Source organism: Micromonospora sp. DT48, from assembly GCF_049844495.1.
Classification (GTDB): domain Bacteria; phylum Actinomycetota; class Actinomycetes; order Mycobacteriales; family Micromonosporaceae; genus Micromonospora.
On the sequence record NZ_JBNCLE010000013.1, the window covers coordinates 216,253 to 232,957 of the forward strand.

Consider the following 16,705-nt stretch of genomic DNA (forward strand, 5'->3'; position numbering starts at 1 on the left):
GAGCATCAATCGAGTATCTGAACGGGTGTCACTCAGCGTGCGTGAGCGGCTCGGTCAGATCGACACAGCCACGCTGTCGGACGCGATGGGCCGTCACGGAGCGATGTCACACCGCATGCGGCCGTTGGACATCGATCGCAAGCTCGTCGGTACTGCCGTCACGGTGCACTGCCCGGAGGGCGACAACCTGATGGTGCACAAGGCGCTGCAACTCGGCGAGCCGGGCGACGTGTTGGTGGTCGACACGGGCGGCACCTACGACGCCACCGTCCTCGGGCGCAACATGTCGCTGTTCGCCCAGCGTGTCGGCTTCGCCGGAGCGGTGATCGACGGCAGCGTCCGCGACCGGTCCGGCATCATGGCCATCGGATTTCCCGTCTTCTGCGTCGGGATCGTGCCCCGCTCCGCGGTGAAGCACGCGGTGGGCGCGGTGAACGTGGCCATCACCTGTGCGGGCGTGGTCGTCCAGCCGGGCGACGTGATCGTCGGTGACGAGGACGGCGTGGTCGTGGTCCCACGCACGATCGCCGAACAGGTCGCCGACGCCGCCGAGGAGCGCCTCCGGATGGAGGAGCAGCAGAAGCGCGACGTGCAGGACGAGGACCTTCCGTTGGAAATCCTCTACGGACGGACCTGGGTCGACGAACGCATGCGACCGGCACTGGACGAGCCGTTCCAGATCCCGGGAAGCCTGCCCTCATGAGTCTTCCTGTGGCGATCGTGGGATCCGGCAACATCGGCACCGATCTCATGGTCAAGATCCACCGTTCCGCGGACCTTGAACTGGTGGCCATGGTCGGCGTCGATCCCGCCTCCGAGGGCCTCGCCCAGGCCCGACGGACCGGCGTGCCGGCCTCCTCAGGCGGGGTCGACTGGCTGTTGACCCTGGACCCGCTGCCCGCGCTCGTCTTCGAGGCGACCTCCGCGTCTGCGCACCTGGCCCATCACTCCCGCTACGCCGATGCGGGAATCCAGGCGATCGACCTCACCCCGGCGGCCGTCGGCCCGTTCGTCGTGCCGTCAGTCAACCTCGACCAGCATCTGACCGCGCCGAACGTCAACATGATCACCTGTGGGGGCCAGGCCACCATCCCGATCGTCGCGGCGATCTCGGCAGTCACGCCGGTCAGCTACGCGGAGATCGTCGCCTCCATCGCGTCCCGGTCGGCCGGTCCGGGAACCCGGGCCAACATCGACGAGTTCACCACCACCACCGCTCGAGGCGTGGAGTTGATCGGCGGCGCCCAATCCGGCAAGGCGATCATCATCCTCAACCCGGTCGATCCGCCCATGATCATGCGCGACACCGTCTACTGTGCCGTCGACCCCGATGCCGACCGGGCCCGGATCAGCGAGTCGGTCCACCAAATGGTCCAGCGGGTGGCCGACTACGTGCCGGGCTATCGGCTGGCGGCCCCGCCGCAGTTCGACGACCCCCGCCCCGGCTGGCAGGGCCGGGCCCGGGTGACGGTCCTGTTGGAGGTCGAGGGCAACGGCGACCATCTGCCGCCGTACGCCGGCAACCTCGACATCATGACCGCGGCCGCGACCGCGGTGGGGGAGCGGATCGCGGCGGCGCGGGCGGGGGTGGCGTCGTGACCGGCCCGCAGGTTCGCCTCACCGACACCACGTTGCGCGACGGCAGCCACGCCATGCGCCACCAGTTCCGACCCGACCACGTGCGGTCGACCGTCCGGGCGTTGCGCGCGGCGCGGGTACCGGTGATCGAGGTGACACACGGCGACGGCCTCGCCGGATCCTCCTTCAACTACGGCTTCTCCGCGACCCCGGAGCTGCACCTGATCGACGTCGCCGTCGCCGAGGCCGGTCCGGCCCTGATCGCGGCGCTGCTGCTGCCCGGAGTGGGCACCGTCGAGCAGCTCCGCGCGGCGGTCGACCACGGTGTCGGCCTGATCCGGGTCGCCACCCACTGCACGGAGGCCGACATCGCCAGCCAGCATCTCGGGCTCGCCCGCTCGCTCGGCGTCGAGACGGTCGGCTTCCTGATGATGTCCCACATGATCGAGCCGGCGCGGCTGGCTCGCCAGGCCCGGATCATGGCCGACGCCGGAGCACAGTGCGTCTACGTCGTCGACTCCGCGGGCGCACTGCTGCCCGACGACACCACCGCGCGGGTGGCGGCGTTGCACGCGGAACTCGGCACGGACGCGCAGGTCGGATTCCACGGCCACAACAACCTCGCCATGGGGGTAGCCAACTCGGTCGCCGCGGTCCGCGCGGGTGCGCGGCAGATCGACGGTGCGACCCGGGCGCTGGGCGCCGGTGCCGGCAACTCGCCGACCGAGGTGCTCACGGCCGTCTTCGACCGGCTCGGCATCGACACCGGAGTCGACCTCGGGCTGGTCCTGGACGCCGCCGAGGAGACGGTCGCGCCCTACATCGAACGAGAGCCGGTGATGGACCGGGCGTCGATCGTCATGGGATATGCCGGCGTCTACTCCAGCTTTCTGCTGCATGCCGAACGGGCTGCCCACCGCTACGGCGTGCCCAGCCACGAGATTCTCCGCGAAGCCGGCCGGCGCCGATACGTGGGTGGTCAGGAGGACCTCCTGATCGACGTGGCGGTGGCGCTGGCGGAAGACCGTTCCCGAGCACACCCGACTGACCCCACCGACAGAGAGGTCGCCCACGATGACCCAACCTCGTAGATACCTGGCTGCCGCCGCGCTGGTCACCCTGCTGACGCTCAGCGCCTGCGGCGACGGAGGCGGCGCACCCCGAGAGGTCGCCGCGCCGGACAACCTGGAGAGTGCCGCCAAGGAGGAAGGCACCGTCACGCTCTACAGCTCGGTCGAGGAGGAGGCGACGGCCGCCTTCGCCAAGTCCTTCACCGACAGGTACGGCATCAAGGTCGAGGTCGTCCGACTGACCAGTGCACAGCTGGCCCAGCGATTCTCGGCCGAGGCGCAGGCCGGCGCGCCGGCTGCCGACGCCCTGTTGATCTCCCGTACCGGCTTCACCACCGAGGCGATCACGAACGGCTGGCTGGTGCCGTTGGCCGACGCCGGTCTGCCGGACTTTCCCGGTGGGCTGGACCCCCGGTTCGTACTTCCCGACGAGGGCACCGCCATTTCGATCATCCAGCCGGCCGGCATCGCCTACAACACCGACCTGGTACCCGCGAACGAGGCTCCGAAGACCTGGGAGGACCTGCTCGACCCCAAGTGGCGCGGCAAGATCGCCATCCCGGATCCGGCCTCGTCCGCCTCGTACATCGGGGAGTGGCTGGTGGTGGCCGAGGCCAGCGGACCCGACTTCCTGGAACGGTTCGGCGCCCAGGACCTGAAGAAGTACGCCAGCGGGGTGCCGGCAGCTGCGGCCGTGGCCGCCGGTGAGGCGGCGTTCTGTGTGATGGGCCTGGGCTCGCACATCGCCGACCCGAAGGAGAAGGGCGCGCCCATCGAGTTCGTGGCCCCGGAGCTGACCAGCGGGGCGGAGGTCGTCCCGGGTGTCGCGGCCAACGGCCGGAATCCGAACGCCGCCCGTCTGCTGGTGCAGTACGCGCTCTCCAAGGAGGGCAGTGTGACCCTGGCCGACGCCGCCGGAGCCGTCTCCCCGTACGACACCGGGAAGCTCCCGGGTCAGTACGTCTCACCGGACCTGGCCGGGGCCGGGACACAGCAGGCATCGGTACTCGCCCGTCTCGGGCTGAGCTGATGGGTGTGCCGCGATGGTGACGATCGCTCCTCCCGAGCCGGAGGCCGCAACGCCCGCGCCGGCTCGGGAGGTCCGGCGCCGGATCACCCCCTTCGCCGCGATAGCGACGGTGGTGGCGACGGCCTTCGCCCTGCTGGCGACCTACCCGATCCTGCGAGTGGCCCTCGGCCTGTTCGTCGTCGACGGCAGCCCCACCCTGGGACCGATCAGGGACGTGTTCGCTGTCCCGGACCTCGGCACCCTGGTGCTCAACACGTTGATCGCGGTCGTCGTCAGTGGCGTGCTCGCCCTCATCGTCGGGTCGGGCCTCGCCTGGCTCAACGAACGCACCGACGCCCGCCTGGCCGGGATCACCGACTCGATGCCGTTGATTCCGTTCCTGTTGCCTCCGATCGCCGGCGCGGTCGGTTGGGTGCTGCTGCTGTCGTCGAACGCGGGACTGCTCAACGCCTTCATCAGGTGGGTGGTCGGCGGTGTCGGCATCGAGTTGGCCGACGGTCCGTTCAACATCTTCTCCTGGCCCGGGCTGATCTTCGTTTACACGCTGTACCAGGTGCCGTACGTCTTCATGCTGGTCACCGGGGGTCTGCGCAGCGCCGACGCGAGCCTGGACGAGCAGTCGAGGATCAGCGGCGCGAGCCGGTGGACGACGTTGCGACGGATCACGTTCCCCGCCATCCGGCCGAGCATCGGCGGGGCGATCCTGCTGATGGGCTGGCAGGGTTTCTCGCTCTACTCGGTCCCGGTCATCATCGGCTCGGGCGCCGGCATCGACGTGCTCTCCGTCCGGATCGTCGACCTGCTCTCCTTCACCTACCCGCCGGAGACGGCGACCGCCGTCGGCCTGAGCTTCATCGTGCTGGTCTTCGTCGGTGTCATGTGGTACTTCCAGTCGCGGCTGTTGCGCAGCGGCCGGCACGCCACCATGGGGGGTAAGGGGCAGCGCTTCACCCGGCAGGAGTTGGGTCGCTGGAAGTGGCCGGCCCGGCTGGTCATCCTCGGCTACGGCTTCCTCGCGGTGGTGCTGCCGGCGGTGGGGCTGCTGCTGGTGTCGTTCAACGGCTACTGGACGCCGAAGATCAAGTGGGCCGGACTGAGTCTGGACTCGCTGCGGGAATCGGTCTTCGAGAGCACCCAGACGCTGACCGCGGTGCAGAACAGCCTGTGGATCGGCGTCACCGGGGCCACCATCGGCATGATCGCCGCAGCGCTGATCGCCCTGCTGGTCGTGCGCTCCCGCAACCGGGCGGTGCGGGTCCTCGACGGGGCGATCAAGCTGCCCTCGGTCTTCTCCCACCTGGTGATCGCGGTCGGCTTCATCCTCGCCTTCGGTGGTCCGCCGTTCTACCTCGGCGGCACCACGGTGATCCTGCTGCTGGCGTACATCAGCATCTATCTGCCGCAGGGTTCGGTGGCTGCGGACTCCGCAGCCAGCCAGGTGGGCAGCGACCTGGCGGAAGCCTCACAGATCAACGGTGCCGGCGGTGGCAAGACGTTCCGCCGGGTGTACCTACCCCTCATGGTGCCCGGACTGGTCGCCGGTTGGGCCTTCCTCTTCGCCCGGATGGTCGGTGACCTCACCGCGACCGCGGTGCTCGCCGGCACCTCCAACATGGTGGTCGGTTTCCGCATCCTGCAGATCTACGAGAACGGGTCCTACGCGGAACTCGCCTCACTGTCCGTCGTCCTGACCGCCATAACCGCGCTCGTCGTCGGACTCTCGCTCGTCTACTCCCGCTGGCAGGGCCGTTGGCAGGGAAACAGCCGCCGGCCCCGGAGAGCCCGATGACCACGCAACAACCCGGAGGTGATACGAGCATGGTTGCACCGGCATACGTCGGGACGCCGACGGCCGCCACGGCCGATCCGCCCACCGCAGGCCCGATCGTGCGGGTACGGGACGTGCGCAAGCGGTTCCGTCGCGCGGACGGCACCGACACCAACGCGGTCGACGACGTCTCCTTCGACGTCGCCCGAGGCGAGTTCCTGGTGCTGCTCGGCCCTAGTGGCTGCGGCAAGACCACGCTACTGAGGATGATCGCCGGCCTGGAGACACCGGACGCCGGCAGCGTCGAGATCGACGGCGTTCCGGTGTTCGACCACGCCCGCCGGCTGCTGGTCCCGCCGGAGAAGCGCCGCATCAGCATGATCTTCCAGTCGTACGCGCTGTGGCCGCACATGACGGTGAACCAGAACGTCGCCTACCCGTTGGAGAACCGGGCGGAGAAGCTGTCGCGGGCGGAGATCGCCAGCCGGGTGCAGGCGAGTCTCGATCTCGTGCACATCGGTGACCTCGGGCGTCAGTACCCCGGACAGATGAGTGGCGGCCAGCAACAACGGGTCGCCCTCGCCCGGGCGCTGGTGGCCGGCACCGACCTGGTGCTGTTCGACGAGCCACTGTCGAATGTGGACGCAAAGGTTCGCGAGCAACTGCGGGCCGAGCTGGTGTCCATGCAGCGGGAGTTGGGCTTCGCCGCCGTGTACGTGACGCACGACCAGCACGAGGCCATGGGACTGGCACACCGCATCGCGGTGATGGGCGAGGGGCGGTTCGTCCAGCTCGGCTCGCCCCGCGACATCTACCACGAGGCCAACTCCCGCTACGTCGCGAACTTCGTCGGCACGAGCAACGAGCTACCCGGCACCGTCGTGGCGATCGACGCGTCCGGGCAGGCGACCGTCGAGACGGACATCGGGCCGATCCACGGAAGCGTCGGATCGCCGCAGATCGCCGTGGGGGATCGGGTGATCGCTCTGTTCCGACCCGAGCGTGTCCGGGCCGTGCCGCGCACCGGCCCGCCCGCCAACGGCACGGCCTCCTCCGCCGGCTTCGGCGGGACCGTCAACGCGGCCCTGTTCTTCGGTCCACACACCGAATACCACGTCCAGTGCGGCGCGCACCTGCTGCGGGTGTGGAGCAACACCCGCACCGAGTTGCCGGAAGGCGCCTCCGTCGACATCACCGTCGACGAGGCCGACGTGCGCATCCTCCGCCCCTGAACACATCGCCCACGGGCGGCAGATCGCCGCGGGCATGGCGAGACAAAAGGAGAGACATGAACGACTTCGAGTACGACGTCCTCGTCGTCGGGGCGGGCAACGCCGCCTTCTCGGCGGCGCACGCCGCACGGGAGGAGGTGGCCCGGGTCGGCGTGTTGGAGAAGGCCCCGGCCGCCGAACTCGGTGGCAACTCGTACTTCACGCTCGGCTCGTTCCGCGCCACCTACGGAGGACTCGACGACCTGCGTCCCCTGCTCGACGAACTCGACGAACGGGAGGCCGCCTCCTACGACCTGGACCCGTACCCGGCGGAGAGCTTCGCCGCGGACATGTTGCGCCTGACCCGGGGCCGCACCGATCCCACGCTGATGCGCATCCTGGTGGAGAACTCCTTCAGCACCCTGCAATGGCTGCGTCGGCACGGAATCCGGTTCAAGCTCCAGTCCGACAACCAGGTCTTCGAGGTCGACGGGCGGAAGAAGTTCTGGGGCGGTGGCACCATCGCGACCGTCGGCGGGGGAATCGGACTGATCGAGCAGCACCTCAACGCCGCCAAGAGCACCGGCATCGACGTGCGAACCGAGCACCAGATGACCGGATTCCTGATCGGCCCCGGTGGTGCGGTCGAGGGTGTGGTGTGCCGGACCCCGCAGGGCGAGCGGCAGATCCGTGCCCGTGCCGTGGTGCTCGCCGCCGGTGGCTTCGAGGCCGACGCCCGGCTGCGCGCCACCTACCTCGGCCCCGGTTGGGACACCGCCAAGGTGCGGGGCAGCCGGTACAACACCGGGGAGGCGCTGATGAGCGCGCTCGACATCGGCGCCCAGGCGTACGGCAACTGGTCCGGTGCACACGCGGTGGCCTGGGACATCAACGCCGGTCAGTACGGCAACCGGGTGCTGACCAACAAGCTGCAACGCCACTCGTATCCGTTCGGCATCACGGTCAACGTGGAGGGCAGCCGGTTCGTCGACGAGGGTGCGGACTTCCGCAACTACACCTACGCGAAGATGGGAGCGGCGATCCTGCGGCAGACCGGCGGCCTGGCGTACCAGATCTTCGACCAGCGTGGCGCGGGCCTGCTTCGGACCGACTACGGGCACGACGGGGCCAGCCGGGTCGAGGCCGCCACCATCCGGGAGCTCGCCGAACTGCTCGACCTCAACGCGGACCGGCTCGAACGGACGGTGGCGGCGTACAACGCCGCGGTGGGCGACCGGCCGTTCAACCCGACGATCCTCGACGGGCTCGCCGCCACCGGCATCGAGCCGCCGAAGAGCAACTGGGCGCAACCGATCGACCAGCCGCCCTTCATCGCGTACCCGGTCGGCTGCGCGATCACCTTCACCTACGGGGGAGTCCGCGTCGACGCGGACGCCCGCGTACTCGATCAGGGTGATCAAATCATCCCTGGTCTGCATGCGGCCGGCGAGGTCGTGGGCGGGCTGTTCTACGACAACTACCCCGGCGGCAGCGGCCTGATGTCGGGTGCGGTGTTCGGCTATCGGGCGGGCAAGTCCGCGGCACGTCACAGCCGGGACCGGGGATGACCTCGCCCGGCAGTGTCCTGCTCGGCGACACCGGAGTACGGGTGCCTCGGGTCGTGCTGGGTACCGCGACCTTCGGGTTGCAGTGTTCCGAGGAGACCTCCCGCGAGATCCTGGACCGGGCCTTCGAGCGGGGACTGACCTGGCTGGACACCGCGACGAGCTACCCGCTGGGCAGCGGTGCCGAGTCGGTGGGTGTGACCGAGACGCTGCTCGGCCGGTGGCTGGCGGGCCGACGGGACCGGGTGTTCCTGGCGACGAAGGTCTACAACCGGACCGGCCCGAGCCCGTGGCAGCTGGGCCTGTCCCGCAAGCACCTGCTGTCGGCCGTCGACGGATCGCTGGCCCGGCTCGGCACTGACCACATCGACCTGCTGCAACTACACAGGTTCGACAGGTCGACACCGCTGGAGGAGACACTCTCCGCGCTCGACACACTCGTACGCTCCGGCAAGGTCCGCTATGTCGGCTGCTGCAACTTCCTGGCCTATCAGCTCGCGCAGGCACTCGTGCTCGGCGAGTTGCGGGGCCTGCCGAAGCTGCACACCGTCCAGCTGCGGTACAGCCTGGTACGACGGGGCGCCGAGATCGAGGCGCTGCGGCTGTGCCGCGAGCAGAACGTGGCGGTGCTCGCCTTCAACCTGCTCGCCGGTGGTGTCCTGACCGGCAAGTACGACCGTCGCCAGGGGCCGCCTCCGGAGAGCCGGTTCGCGGTGGGGGCGGCGGGCCAGCGCTACACCAGGCGCTACTGGACCGACGAGACGTTCGACACCGTCGACGCGCTCGGCTCCATCGCGCGGCGGGCCGGCACCACCCTGGCGGTGCTCGCCACCGCCTGGGGGATACGTCAACCCGACGTCACCGCCCCGATCGTCGGGGTGAGTCGCGTCAGCCAGCTCGACACCGTGACCGACGCGCTGGACCTCACGTTGCCCGACGACGTCTGGGACGAGGTGGACCGGGTGACCGTGAACCACCGCCACCAGTCCGAAGAGATCGACTTCGAATCAAGCTGACGAGGAGTGACCATGACCAGCTCTGCCGAACGTGCCTTTCCGTTTCTGCGACTCAACGACCGGCCCGGCAAGCCCCGGGCGGTCGGACTGACCGAGGTCCGCGGTCCGTACTACACCTCCTACGGCCCTGACCACCTGCGGGACCTGCTGGAGTCGGTGGGCCCGCACATCGACTCCTTCAAGTTCCCGGGCGCTTCGATGCCGTTGATGTCCGAGGCCACCATCAAGAAGTTCATCGACGTGTGCCACGACCACAATGTCGAGGTGTCCACCGGCGGCCTCATCGAGTTCGTCCTGACCCGTGGTCCGGACGCGGTCGAGCAGTACTTCCAGACCATCGCGCACTACGAGTTCGACATCGTCGAGATCTCCGTCGGCATGCTCGCCATCGCAGCCTCCGACTACCTGCGGTTGATCGAACGCGGGCGTAAGGCCGGGTTGAAGGTGAAGGCCGAGGTCGGTATCCAGTTCGGCGCCGGAGGCACGTCCTCCGTGGACGAGCTCGCGGCCGAGGGCATCGGCGACCCGAAGTACGCGGTCCAGCGTGCCCGCCGGGCCTTCGACGCCGGAGCGAACCTGGTGATGCTGGAGTCCGAGGGCGTCACCGAGCAGGTGCGTAGCTGGCGTACCGATGTGCCGGCGTTGTTCATCAGCGAGTTCGGTCTGGAATCGGTGATGTTCGAGGCAGCCGATCCGCCGGTGTTCGAGTGGTACGTGAAGAACTACGGACCTGAGGTCAACCTCTTCATCGACCACAGCCAGATCTACCAACTTGAGTGTCTTCGCTCTGGGATCTGGGGTACGAAGGGTCTCTGGGGCCGGGTCGTCAGCTACAAGGGGTGACCCGCCAGCGCGGCGAATGGGCGCTGCTCGTGCAGGCCGGTCTGGTGCTGGCCGGCTACACGGCGGTCCGTCCGATGGCGAGCTACCGCGCGATCGAGTTGGGCGGCGACAACACCGTCATCGGACTGCTCGCGGCGAGCTTCTCCGTCCTTCCGTTGCTGCTCGCCTATCCCGTCGGTCGCCGGGCCGATCAGTTCGGCCCGGCGCGGGTGATCGTCAGTGGGACTGTCGTCTTCACCGTCGCCGGTACGCTCGCCGCCACCGCACGTAGTCTCCCGGTGCTGCTGGGGGCCAGCGTGCTGCTGGGGCTCGGGCATCTGATCTGCATCGTCGGCCAACAGTCCGCGGTCGCGGTAGCCCGAGCCGGAAACCTCGACCGGGGCTTCGGCCTACTCACCTCCGCCGGCGCCGTCGGTCAGATCGTCGGGCCGGTGGCGGCCGGCTTCGGCGCGGACGCCGCCGGTGGCGGTGACTGGTCGGCGGCCTCGGTGGGGATCGCGATCGGTACGGCGCTCTGCGCGTCGTCGGTCGTCTGCCTACGGCCGCTGCTCCGGACCGTGCCCCGACCTCGGCAGCGAGCGGACCTGCCGCACTCCACCAGCCAGGTGGCGAAGGGCATGCTCGGCGTTCGGGGCATGACGCCGACGCTGGTGTCGGGCGGGTTGGTGCTGGCGGCCTTGGACCTGCTCTACACGTTCCTACCCGCCTGGGCCGAGGAGCGGGGGGTGTCGGTGAGCACGGTGGGCTGGCTGCTCGCGGTCCGTGCCGTCCTCACCTTGCTGGTCCGACTGGCCGTAGACCGGGTGGTGCGTCGCGTGGGCCGTCGCACCGCCATCATCCTCTCCGTCGGCCTGGCCGTCGTCGGACTCGTCCTGTTGCCGGTGGTCGGGCTTCTCGGCGCGGTGGTGAGCATGATGCTGCTCGGGGTCGGCCTGGGGGCCGCGCAACCGTTGACCATGGCGTGGGTGGCAGAGGCGGCCCGGCCAGGCACCCAGGGGGCGGCGATGGGACTTCGGCTCACCGCCAACCGCCTGGCACAGACCGCCCTACCCGTCGGGGTCGGGATCGTCTCCACCGGCGTCGTCGGGGTGTTCTGGATGGTTGCGGGGGCGTTGGCGATCTCGGCCGGTGCGTTGGTCCGGCTACCACCAGATCAGCCGTCGGCAGGCAGGAGGAACCGTCACCCGCCTCGGTGAGCAGCGCGGCGCCGGAACCTTTCGCGGTTCTGTCAGGAAGCGGCGTCGCGCCGTAACGTCCGGCAGAGTGGCGGGCGACGGGTCTGCGGTCCGGTCCGTCGTCCGAGCGTTTCCGCTCCCGGCTGCTGGCGTGAGAAGGGTGGGCATCGACCTTGACGCGTCACCGAGACGGTTCGAGCACGGATGCGCTCGCGGACGGGCCGGTGGTCCAGGTGCGCGGCGTGGCGAAGGCGTACCCCGTTCCGGGTGGTGAGTTTCCCGCGCTCAGCGGGGTGGACGTCGCGGTGGACGCCGGCGAGTTCACGGCCGTGGTGGGCCGGTCGGGCAGCGGTAAGACGACCCTGCTGAACCTGCTCGCCGGGATCGACCGACCGACCGCCGGGGAGATCTGGGTGGCCGGGACCGCCGTGCACGAGGTACCCGAGACCCGGCTGGCGGCCTGGCGGGGCCGCGCGGTCGGGCTGGTGTTCCAGTTCTTCCAGTTGTTGCCGACGCTGACCGTCGCCGAGAACGTGATGCTGCCGATGGACTTCTGCGGCACGGTGCCCGCACGTCGCCGTCGGCCGCTCGCGTTGGAGCTGTTGGACCGCGTCGGCATCGCCGAACACGCGGACAAGGTGCCCGCCGGGCTGTCCGGCGGGCAGCAGCAGCGGGCCGCGATCGCCCGGGCACTGGCCAACGACCCGCCGGTCATCCTGGCGGACGAACCCACCGGCAACCTCGACAGCGCCACCGCCGGGGCGATCCTGACGCTGTTCCGGGAGTTGGCCCACGCCGGCAAGGCGGTGGTGATGGTCACCCACGAGCGGGACCTGTCCGGGTACGTCGACCGCCAGGTCACGTTGGTCGACGGACGGGTGGCGGAGGACGTGGCGGTCTCACGGTGATGCGGCCCCGGACCGTGAAGATGTGGCGGGACCTGGTCGCCGCCCGGGGCCGGGTCGCGCTCATGATCCTGGCGATCGCGGTGGCCATGTCCGGTGTCGGCGCGCTGCTCATCGCCCGTACCGTGATCGTCCGCGAGGCTGCGGCGGTCTATGCCGGCACCAACCCGGCGAGCGCGACCCTGGAGGTGCAGGGCGGCGTCGACGCCGCCCTGCTCGCCCAGGTCCGCACCCGACCCGGCGTGACGGACGCCGCGGCCCGGCAGACCGTGCTGACCCGGGTCCGGGTCGGTGACCAGTGGCGTCGCATGCTGCTGTTCGTCATCGCGCCGGATGACCCGATGCGGGTGGCGAAGCTGCGGCTGGAATCCGGCGCCTGGCCGCCCGCCGACGGTGAGCTGCTCATCGAACGCACTGCGGGGCCGGTCCTGGACGCGGTGGCCGGTGACCGCCTGGCGGTCGCCGGGCCGTCCGGGGCGACCACCGAGGTACGGGTGTCCGGCACCGTCTACGACGCCGCGTTGGCCCCGGCCGGGCAGGAGAGCACCGGCTACGGCTATCTCACCCCGGCCGGGCTGGCTCGTCTCGGCTTCACCGCGTCAGCCGACGAGCTGCGCATCGTCACGTCCGAGCGGGACGAGGCGAGTGTGGAGGCGACCGCGACCGCCGTCGCGGCCTGGTTGACCGCCCAGGGCCGCCAGGTGCACCTGATCCAGGCGCCGCCGTACCAGCATCCGCATCACAGCCAGTCCGAAACGATCACGGGTATGTTCCTGGCGTTCGCCGTGGCGGCCCTGGTCCTGGCCGGGGTTCTGGTGGCGGCGACGCTCGGCGGGATGCTGGCGGCACAGACCCGCCAGATCGGCATCATGAAGACCGTCGGCGCCACCACCGGCCAATTGCTGCGGGTTCACCTGGGGGCGGTCGCCGTGATCGCCGCGTCCGCCACCGTGCTGGCCGTCGGTCCGGCGCTGCTGGCCGGGTACGGGCTGTCCGGGCTGGTCGCCGAGATGCTCAACGTCGAGATCGGCAGCCGGGCGCTGCCGTGGTGGGTGCCGGCGAGCTATCTCGCCGCCGGGCTCGCGATTCCGCTGCTGGTCGCGCTCGTGCCGCTGGTGCGGGCGGCCCGGATCACGGTACGGGCCGCGCTCGACGACCACGGCGCCGGAACCGAGGTGGGCGGTCGGCGCACCGACCGGTGGCTGACCCGGCTGCGGGGTGGCCGACTCAGCACCCTCGCCCTGCGCAACCTGATGCGCCGCCGGGGTCGGCTGGCGCTGACCCTGGCTCTGCTCGCGGCCGGCGGTGCCATGTTCACCAGTGGGCTCAACAGCTCCGCCGCGTGGCGCAGCTGGGTCGACGACGGCATGGCCCGCCGCGCCTACGACGCACAGCTGCGACTGGCCTCGTCGGCACCGGTCGACACCATCACCGGGGCGGCCACCGCCGTCGACGGGGTGGTCGCGGCGGAACCGTTCGTCTCGTTGGTGGCCACGCCCGCGACCGCCGACGGGCGCATCGAGGTGCAGCGCACCTACCCCGACGACGGGCACGGCCGGTTCCTGCTCGCCGCGCTGCCCGTGCCCACCCGCATGGTCGACTTCGAGGTCACCGCCGGTCGTTGGCTACAGGCCGGGGACACCGACGGTGTCGTGCTGAACCAGAGCGCCGTGTCACGGCTCGGTGATCCGCGCGTCGGTGACGACGTCCATCTGGCCGTCGACGGGGTGGTGGGGCGTTGGCGGCTCGTCGGCACCATCGCCGAGGCGGGCGGACCGGCCACCGCGTACGCGAGCCCGCAGAGTGTCTCCCGGTTCGTGGAGCCGGGGACCGCGAACATGCTCCACATCATCACCGACGGCGACCCCGGGGTCGTGGCCGGTGAGTTGGAGGCGGCACTGAACTCGATGGGTGTGCTGGTCGGCGAGTCGATGCTCACCGAGGATCTCCGTACGGCGATCGACGAACACGTGGCCATCTTCATCGGCACCCTGCTCGCGCTGGCCACGCTGATGGCGGCTGTCGGCGTCCTCGGGCTGGCCGCCACGATGAGCATCACGGTCACCCAACGCACCCGCGAGTACGGCGTCATGCAGGCCATCGGTGCCCGTCCCGCGATTATCCGCCGGATGGTCGTACTGGAGGGGACGCTGACCGGTCTGCTCGGCTCGCTGGTGGCCATCGTCCTCGGCGTGCCGCTGTCCGTGCTGGTCGGCGAACTGCTCGGCACGATCTCCTTCGGGCTGCCGCTGCCGCTGCGCCTGGCACCCGGCGGTCTCGTCGCCTGGCTGCTGCTCTCGGTCGCGGCGGCGGCTGCGGCGACGCTGGTGGCGGCACGCCGCGCCGCCCGGCTGACCGTCCGGGAGACCCTCAGCTACCAGTGACCCGCTGCCGGGTCCGGTGGAGGCACTATCGTTGCGGCGTGCACATCCGTTTCGACGTCCCAGCCGATCCCGCCTATCCGGGCCGGGTGGCCGCCGCGCTCAGCAGCGCGCAGTTGCGCCGGTACGGCTACATCGGCGCGTCGCTGGTGGCGGCCGGTGCGATCGGGCTGGCCGTGGCGCAGGGGGCCGGGTGGGGTGACCAGACCCGGCCGCTGTGGCTGGCGATGGTCGTGGGCGGGCTGCTGGCGATGCTGTACTGGCCGTGGTTGCGGCTGCGTGCGCGGCGTCGTTCCAGTGGCTATGCCGTCGAGGGCGGCTACGACATCACCGAGGACACCATCATGATGCGCAGCGGCTCGGAGTCCGGTGGCATCGCCTGGGACGGGGTGACCGAGGTGCGCGCCACCCCCGAGTTCTGGGTCGTCTACGTGGGTCGGATGCCGGCGACGGTGATCCCACGGCGGTTGATGTCCGCCGAGGACGCGCAGACGCTGCGGGCGTACATGGCCGCTCGGGGGCTGCTCAGGTCGTGAGGTCGACCGCCGTGGTCGCCGGGGTGCGCGGTGTCCACGTCCGCACACCCCGGCGCCGCGCCGTCAGGAGGTGAGTACGACCGTGGAGATGCTGCGTGCCGCGATGTTGACGGAGACCTGCCCACCGTTCACGCTGACCGGCTGACCGGCCGCGCTCGCGTTCAGCGAGGTGAGGTAGTGCTCGGCGCGGGTGATGTTCTGCGGCACCTGGATCACCGCGTTGTTCACCGCGCTGGTCGAGCGGTTCAGGATGACCAGCGTGGTCTTGCCGCCACCGATGTAGGCGGTCACCTCCAGCGGTGACGCCTTGCTGCTCTTGGTGAGGGCGACCCGCTGGTAGCCGGGGCGGACGTATTTGGCGTACTGCGAGAAGGCGTAACCGCGCTTGAGCGGAGCGCCGGCGGTGGTGCCGAAGGCCGCCTCGCCGTCGCCGATGAAGGAGTAGTAGCGCTTGCCGTACCACCAGATGTAGGCGGTCCAGTTGGCCTCCATCGAGCGGTGCACCGTACGCATGATGTCGTCCAGCGTCTCGTTCCACACCGCCTGGTTAGCGGGGTTGCCCCAGATGTTGGAGCCGTTGCCGTCGGCGGCGTGCAGGTTCCACTCGGTCATCCACACCGGCTTGTTGTGCTGGTCGGCCAGGGGATAGGAGCGCAGCCGGCCCGACTGCTCGGTGCCGTACAGGTGGCCGCCGATGTAGCCGATGTTGTTGCGGGCGGCCGAGTCGTTCAGGGTCGGGTCGGTGTAGTTGTAGTTGAGGTTCACCGCCTCGGCGACCATCAGCTTGGTGTTCTGCACCCGGCTGCCGTGGTCGCGGACGAAGTTGCGCAGCTCGGTGCCGCTCCAGTCCATCGAGTCGTAGTCCGGGTGCCAGTCCGGTTCGTTCTGCACCGAGGTGACGTCGATGGTCACGCCCTGGTTGCGCATGTACTGGACGTAGCTGTTGAGATGGTTCGCGTAGTCGCCGTAGCGGTCGGTGCGCAGCTTGCCGCCGTTGATCCGGCTGTTGTTGGTCTTCCACTCCGCCGGGGCGGTCCACGGCGAGGCGAGGATCTTCACGTCGGATCCGGCGGACTTCGCCGTACGCAGGGCGTTGACCTGGGTCGACCACTCACTGGAGACCGGTGAGATGCCGGTACGCACGATGGACAGACCGAGCTGGTTGGCGCCGAGCCCGACCAGGGTCTGCGTCTCGGCCGTCGACCAGGTGCCGTTGCCCCAGATCGGGGTGGCCGCGCCGAACCCGTCGACCGTCTGGTACCTGGTGGCGGTGTTGACCGTGATGTCCGCCGGGCCGGTCGGCGGCGGGGTGGTCGGCGGCGGGGTGCTGGGTGGGGGTGTGCTGGGTGGTGGGGTGGTGGGTGTGGTGCTGCCGGTGCAGGCCACCGCGTTGAGGGCGAAGCTGGTGGGGATCGGGTTGCTGCCGGACCACGAGCCGTTGAAGCCGAACGAGGTCGTGCCGTTGGTGGGGATGCTGCCGTTGTAGCTGACGTTTCGTGCGGAGACGGTCGCGCCGGCCTGGCTCACCGTGGTGTTCCACGCCTGGGTGATGGTCTGCCCGGCGCCGAACGCCCAGGTCAACGTCCACTCGTTCACCGGGTCACCGAGGTTGGTGATGGTGACGTTG

14 protein-coding genes are annotated in these 16,705 nt (G+C 69.9%); 13 read left to right on the forward strand and 1 reads right to left on the reverse strand.

The window, feature by feature from the left end:
• Positions 1 to 25 precede the first annotated feature (25 nt).
• From ACLQ2S_RS18030 to ACLQ2S_RS18090, 13 genes are all read left to right on the forward strand, one after another.
• Positions 26 to 703, forward strand: a complete 678-nt coding sequence (locus ACLQ2S_RS18030) for an RraA family protein (RefSeq protein ID WP_196222550.1) — start codon at positions 26 to 28, stop codon at positions 701 to 703.
• Positions 700 to 1,599 (forward strand): acetaldehyde dehydrogenase (acetylating), encoded by a 900-nt coding sequence (locus tag ACLQ2S_RS18035; RefSeq protein ID WP_155218958.1) that lies wholly within the window; start codon positions 700 to 702, stop codon positions 1,597 to 1,599. Before ACLQ2S_RS18030 ends, ACLQ2S_RS18035 begins: the two co-directional genes overlap by 4 nt.
• Positions 1,596 to 2,669: a 4-hydroxy-2-oxovalerate aldolase gene (gene dmpG / locus ACLQ2S_RS18040; RefSeq protein WP_425702145.1), complete on the forward strand. Its 1,074-nt coding sequence runs from the start codon at positions 1,596 to 1,598 to the stop codon at positions 2,667 to 2,669. Before ACLQ2S_RS18035 ends, dmpG begins: the two co-directional genes overlap by 4 nt.
• Positions 2,653 to 3,678 carry an ABC transporter substrate-binding protein gene (locus tag ACLQ2S_RS18045; RefSeq protein ID WP_425702146.1) on the forward strand — a complete coding sequence of 342 codons (1,026 nt, stop codon included), beginning with the start codon at positions 2,653 to 2,655 and terminating at the stop codon, positions 3,676 to 3,678. The genes dmpG and ACLQ2S_RS18045 overlap by 17 nt, the downstream gene beginning before the upstream one ends.
• A gap of 13 nt (positions 3,679 to 3,691) precedes the next feature.
• Complete coding sequence (locus ACLQ2S_RS18050) at positions 3,692 to 5,467, forward strand: ABC transporter permease (protein WP_155218962.1); 1,776 nt, start codon at positions 3,692 to 3,694, stop codon at positions 5,465 to 5,467.
• A 29-nt stretch (positions 5,468 to 5,496) separates the two neighbouring features.
• A complete protein-coding gene (locus ACLQ2S_RS18055) occupies positions 5,497 to 6,678 on the forward strand; it encodes an ABC transporter ATP-binding protein (protein WP_155218964.1) in 1,182 nt (393 codons plus the stop codon).
• 56 nt (positions 6,679 to 6,734) lie between these two features.
• Entirely contained in the window at positions 6,735 to 8,225 is a 1,491-nt protein-coding gene (gene tcuA / locus ACLQ2S_RS18060) for an FAD-dependent tricarballylate dehydrogenase TcuA (protein ID WP_425702147.1), read from the forward strand.
• Positions 8,222 to 9,238: an aldo/keto reductase gene (locus ACLQ2S_RS18065; RefSeq protein ID WP_155218968.1), complete on the forward strand. Its 1,017-nt coding sequence runs from the start codon at positions 8,222 to 8,224 to the stop codon at positions 9,236 to 9,238. Before tcuA ends, ACLQ2S_RS18065 begins: the two co-directional genes overlap by 4 nt.
• 12 nt (positions 9,239 to 9,250) lie before the next feature.
• The gene (locus ACLQ2S_RS18070) at positions 9,251 to 10,081 is read left to right on the forward strand and encodes a phosphosulfolactate synthase (protein ID WP_155218970.1); all 831 of its coding nucleotides are present in this window, start codon (positions 9,251 to 9,253) and stop codon (positions 10,079 to 10,081) included.
• Positions 10,078 to 11,277, forward strand: coding sequence for an MFS transporter (locus ACLQ2S_RS18075; protein ID WP_155218972.1), 1,200 nt, complete (start codon positions 10,078 to 10,080; stop codon positions 11,275 to 11,277). Before ACLQ2S_RS18070 ends, ACLQ2S_RS18075 begins: the two co-directional genes overlap by 4 nt.
• 152 nt (positions 11,278 to 11,429) lie before the next feature.
• Complete coding sequence (locus tag ACLQ2S_RS18080) at positions 11,430 to 12,164, forward strand: ABC transporter ATP-binding protein (protein ID WP_155218974.1); 735 nt, start codon at positions 11,430 to 11,432, stop codon at positions 12,162 to 12,164.
• Positions 12,164 to 14,545 (forward strand): ABC transporter permease, encoded by a 2,382-nt coding sequence (locus ACLQ2S_RS18085; RefSeq protein WP_425702148.1) that lies wholly within the window; start codon positions 12,164 to 12,166, stop codon positions 14,543 to 14,545. The genes ACLQ2S_RS18080 and ACLQ2S_RS18085 overlap by 1 nt, the downstream gene beginning before the upstream one ends.
• A gap of 38 nt (positions 14,546 to 14,583) precedes the next feature.
• Positions 14,584 to 15,078 (forward strand): YcxB family protein, encoded by a 495-nt coding sequence (locus ACLQ2S_RS18090; RefSeq protein WP_309223396.1) that lies wholly within the window; start codon positions 14,584 to 14,586, stop codon positions 15,076 to 15,078.
• A 63-nt stretch (positions 15,079 to 15,141) separates the two neighbouring features.
• Here ACLQ2S_RS18090 and ACLQ2S_RS18095 read toward each other — a convergent pair.
• A partial coding sequence (locus ACLQ2S_RS18095; RefSeq protein WP_155218980.1) for a cellulose binding domain-containing protein occupies positions 15,142 to 16,705 on the reverse strand: 1,564 nt, incomplete at its 5' end.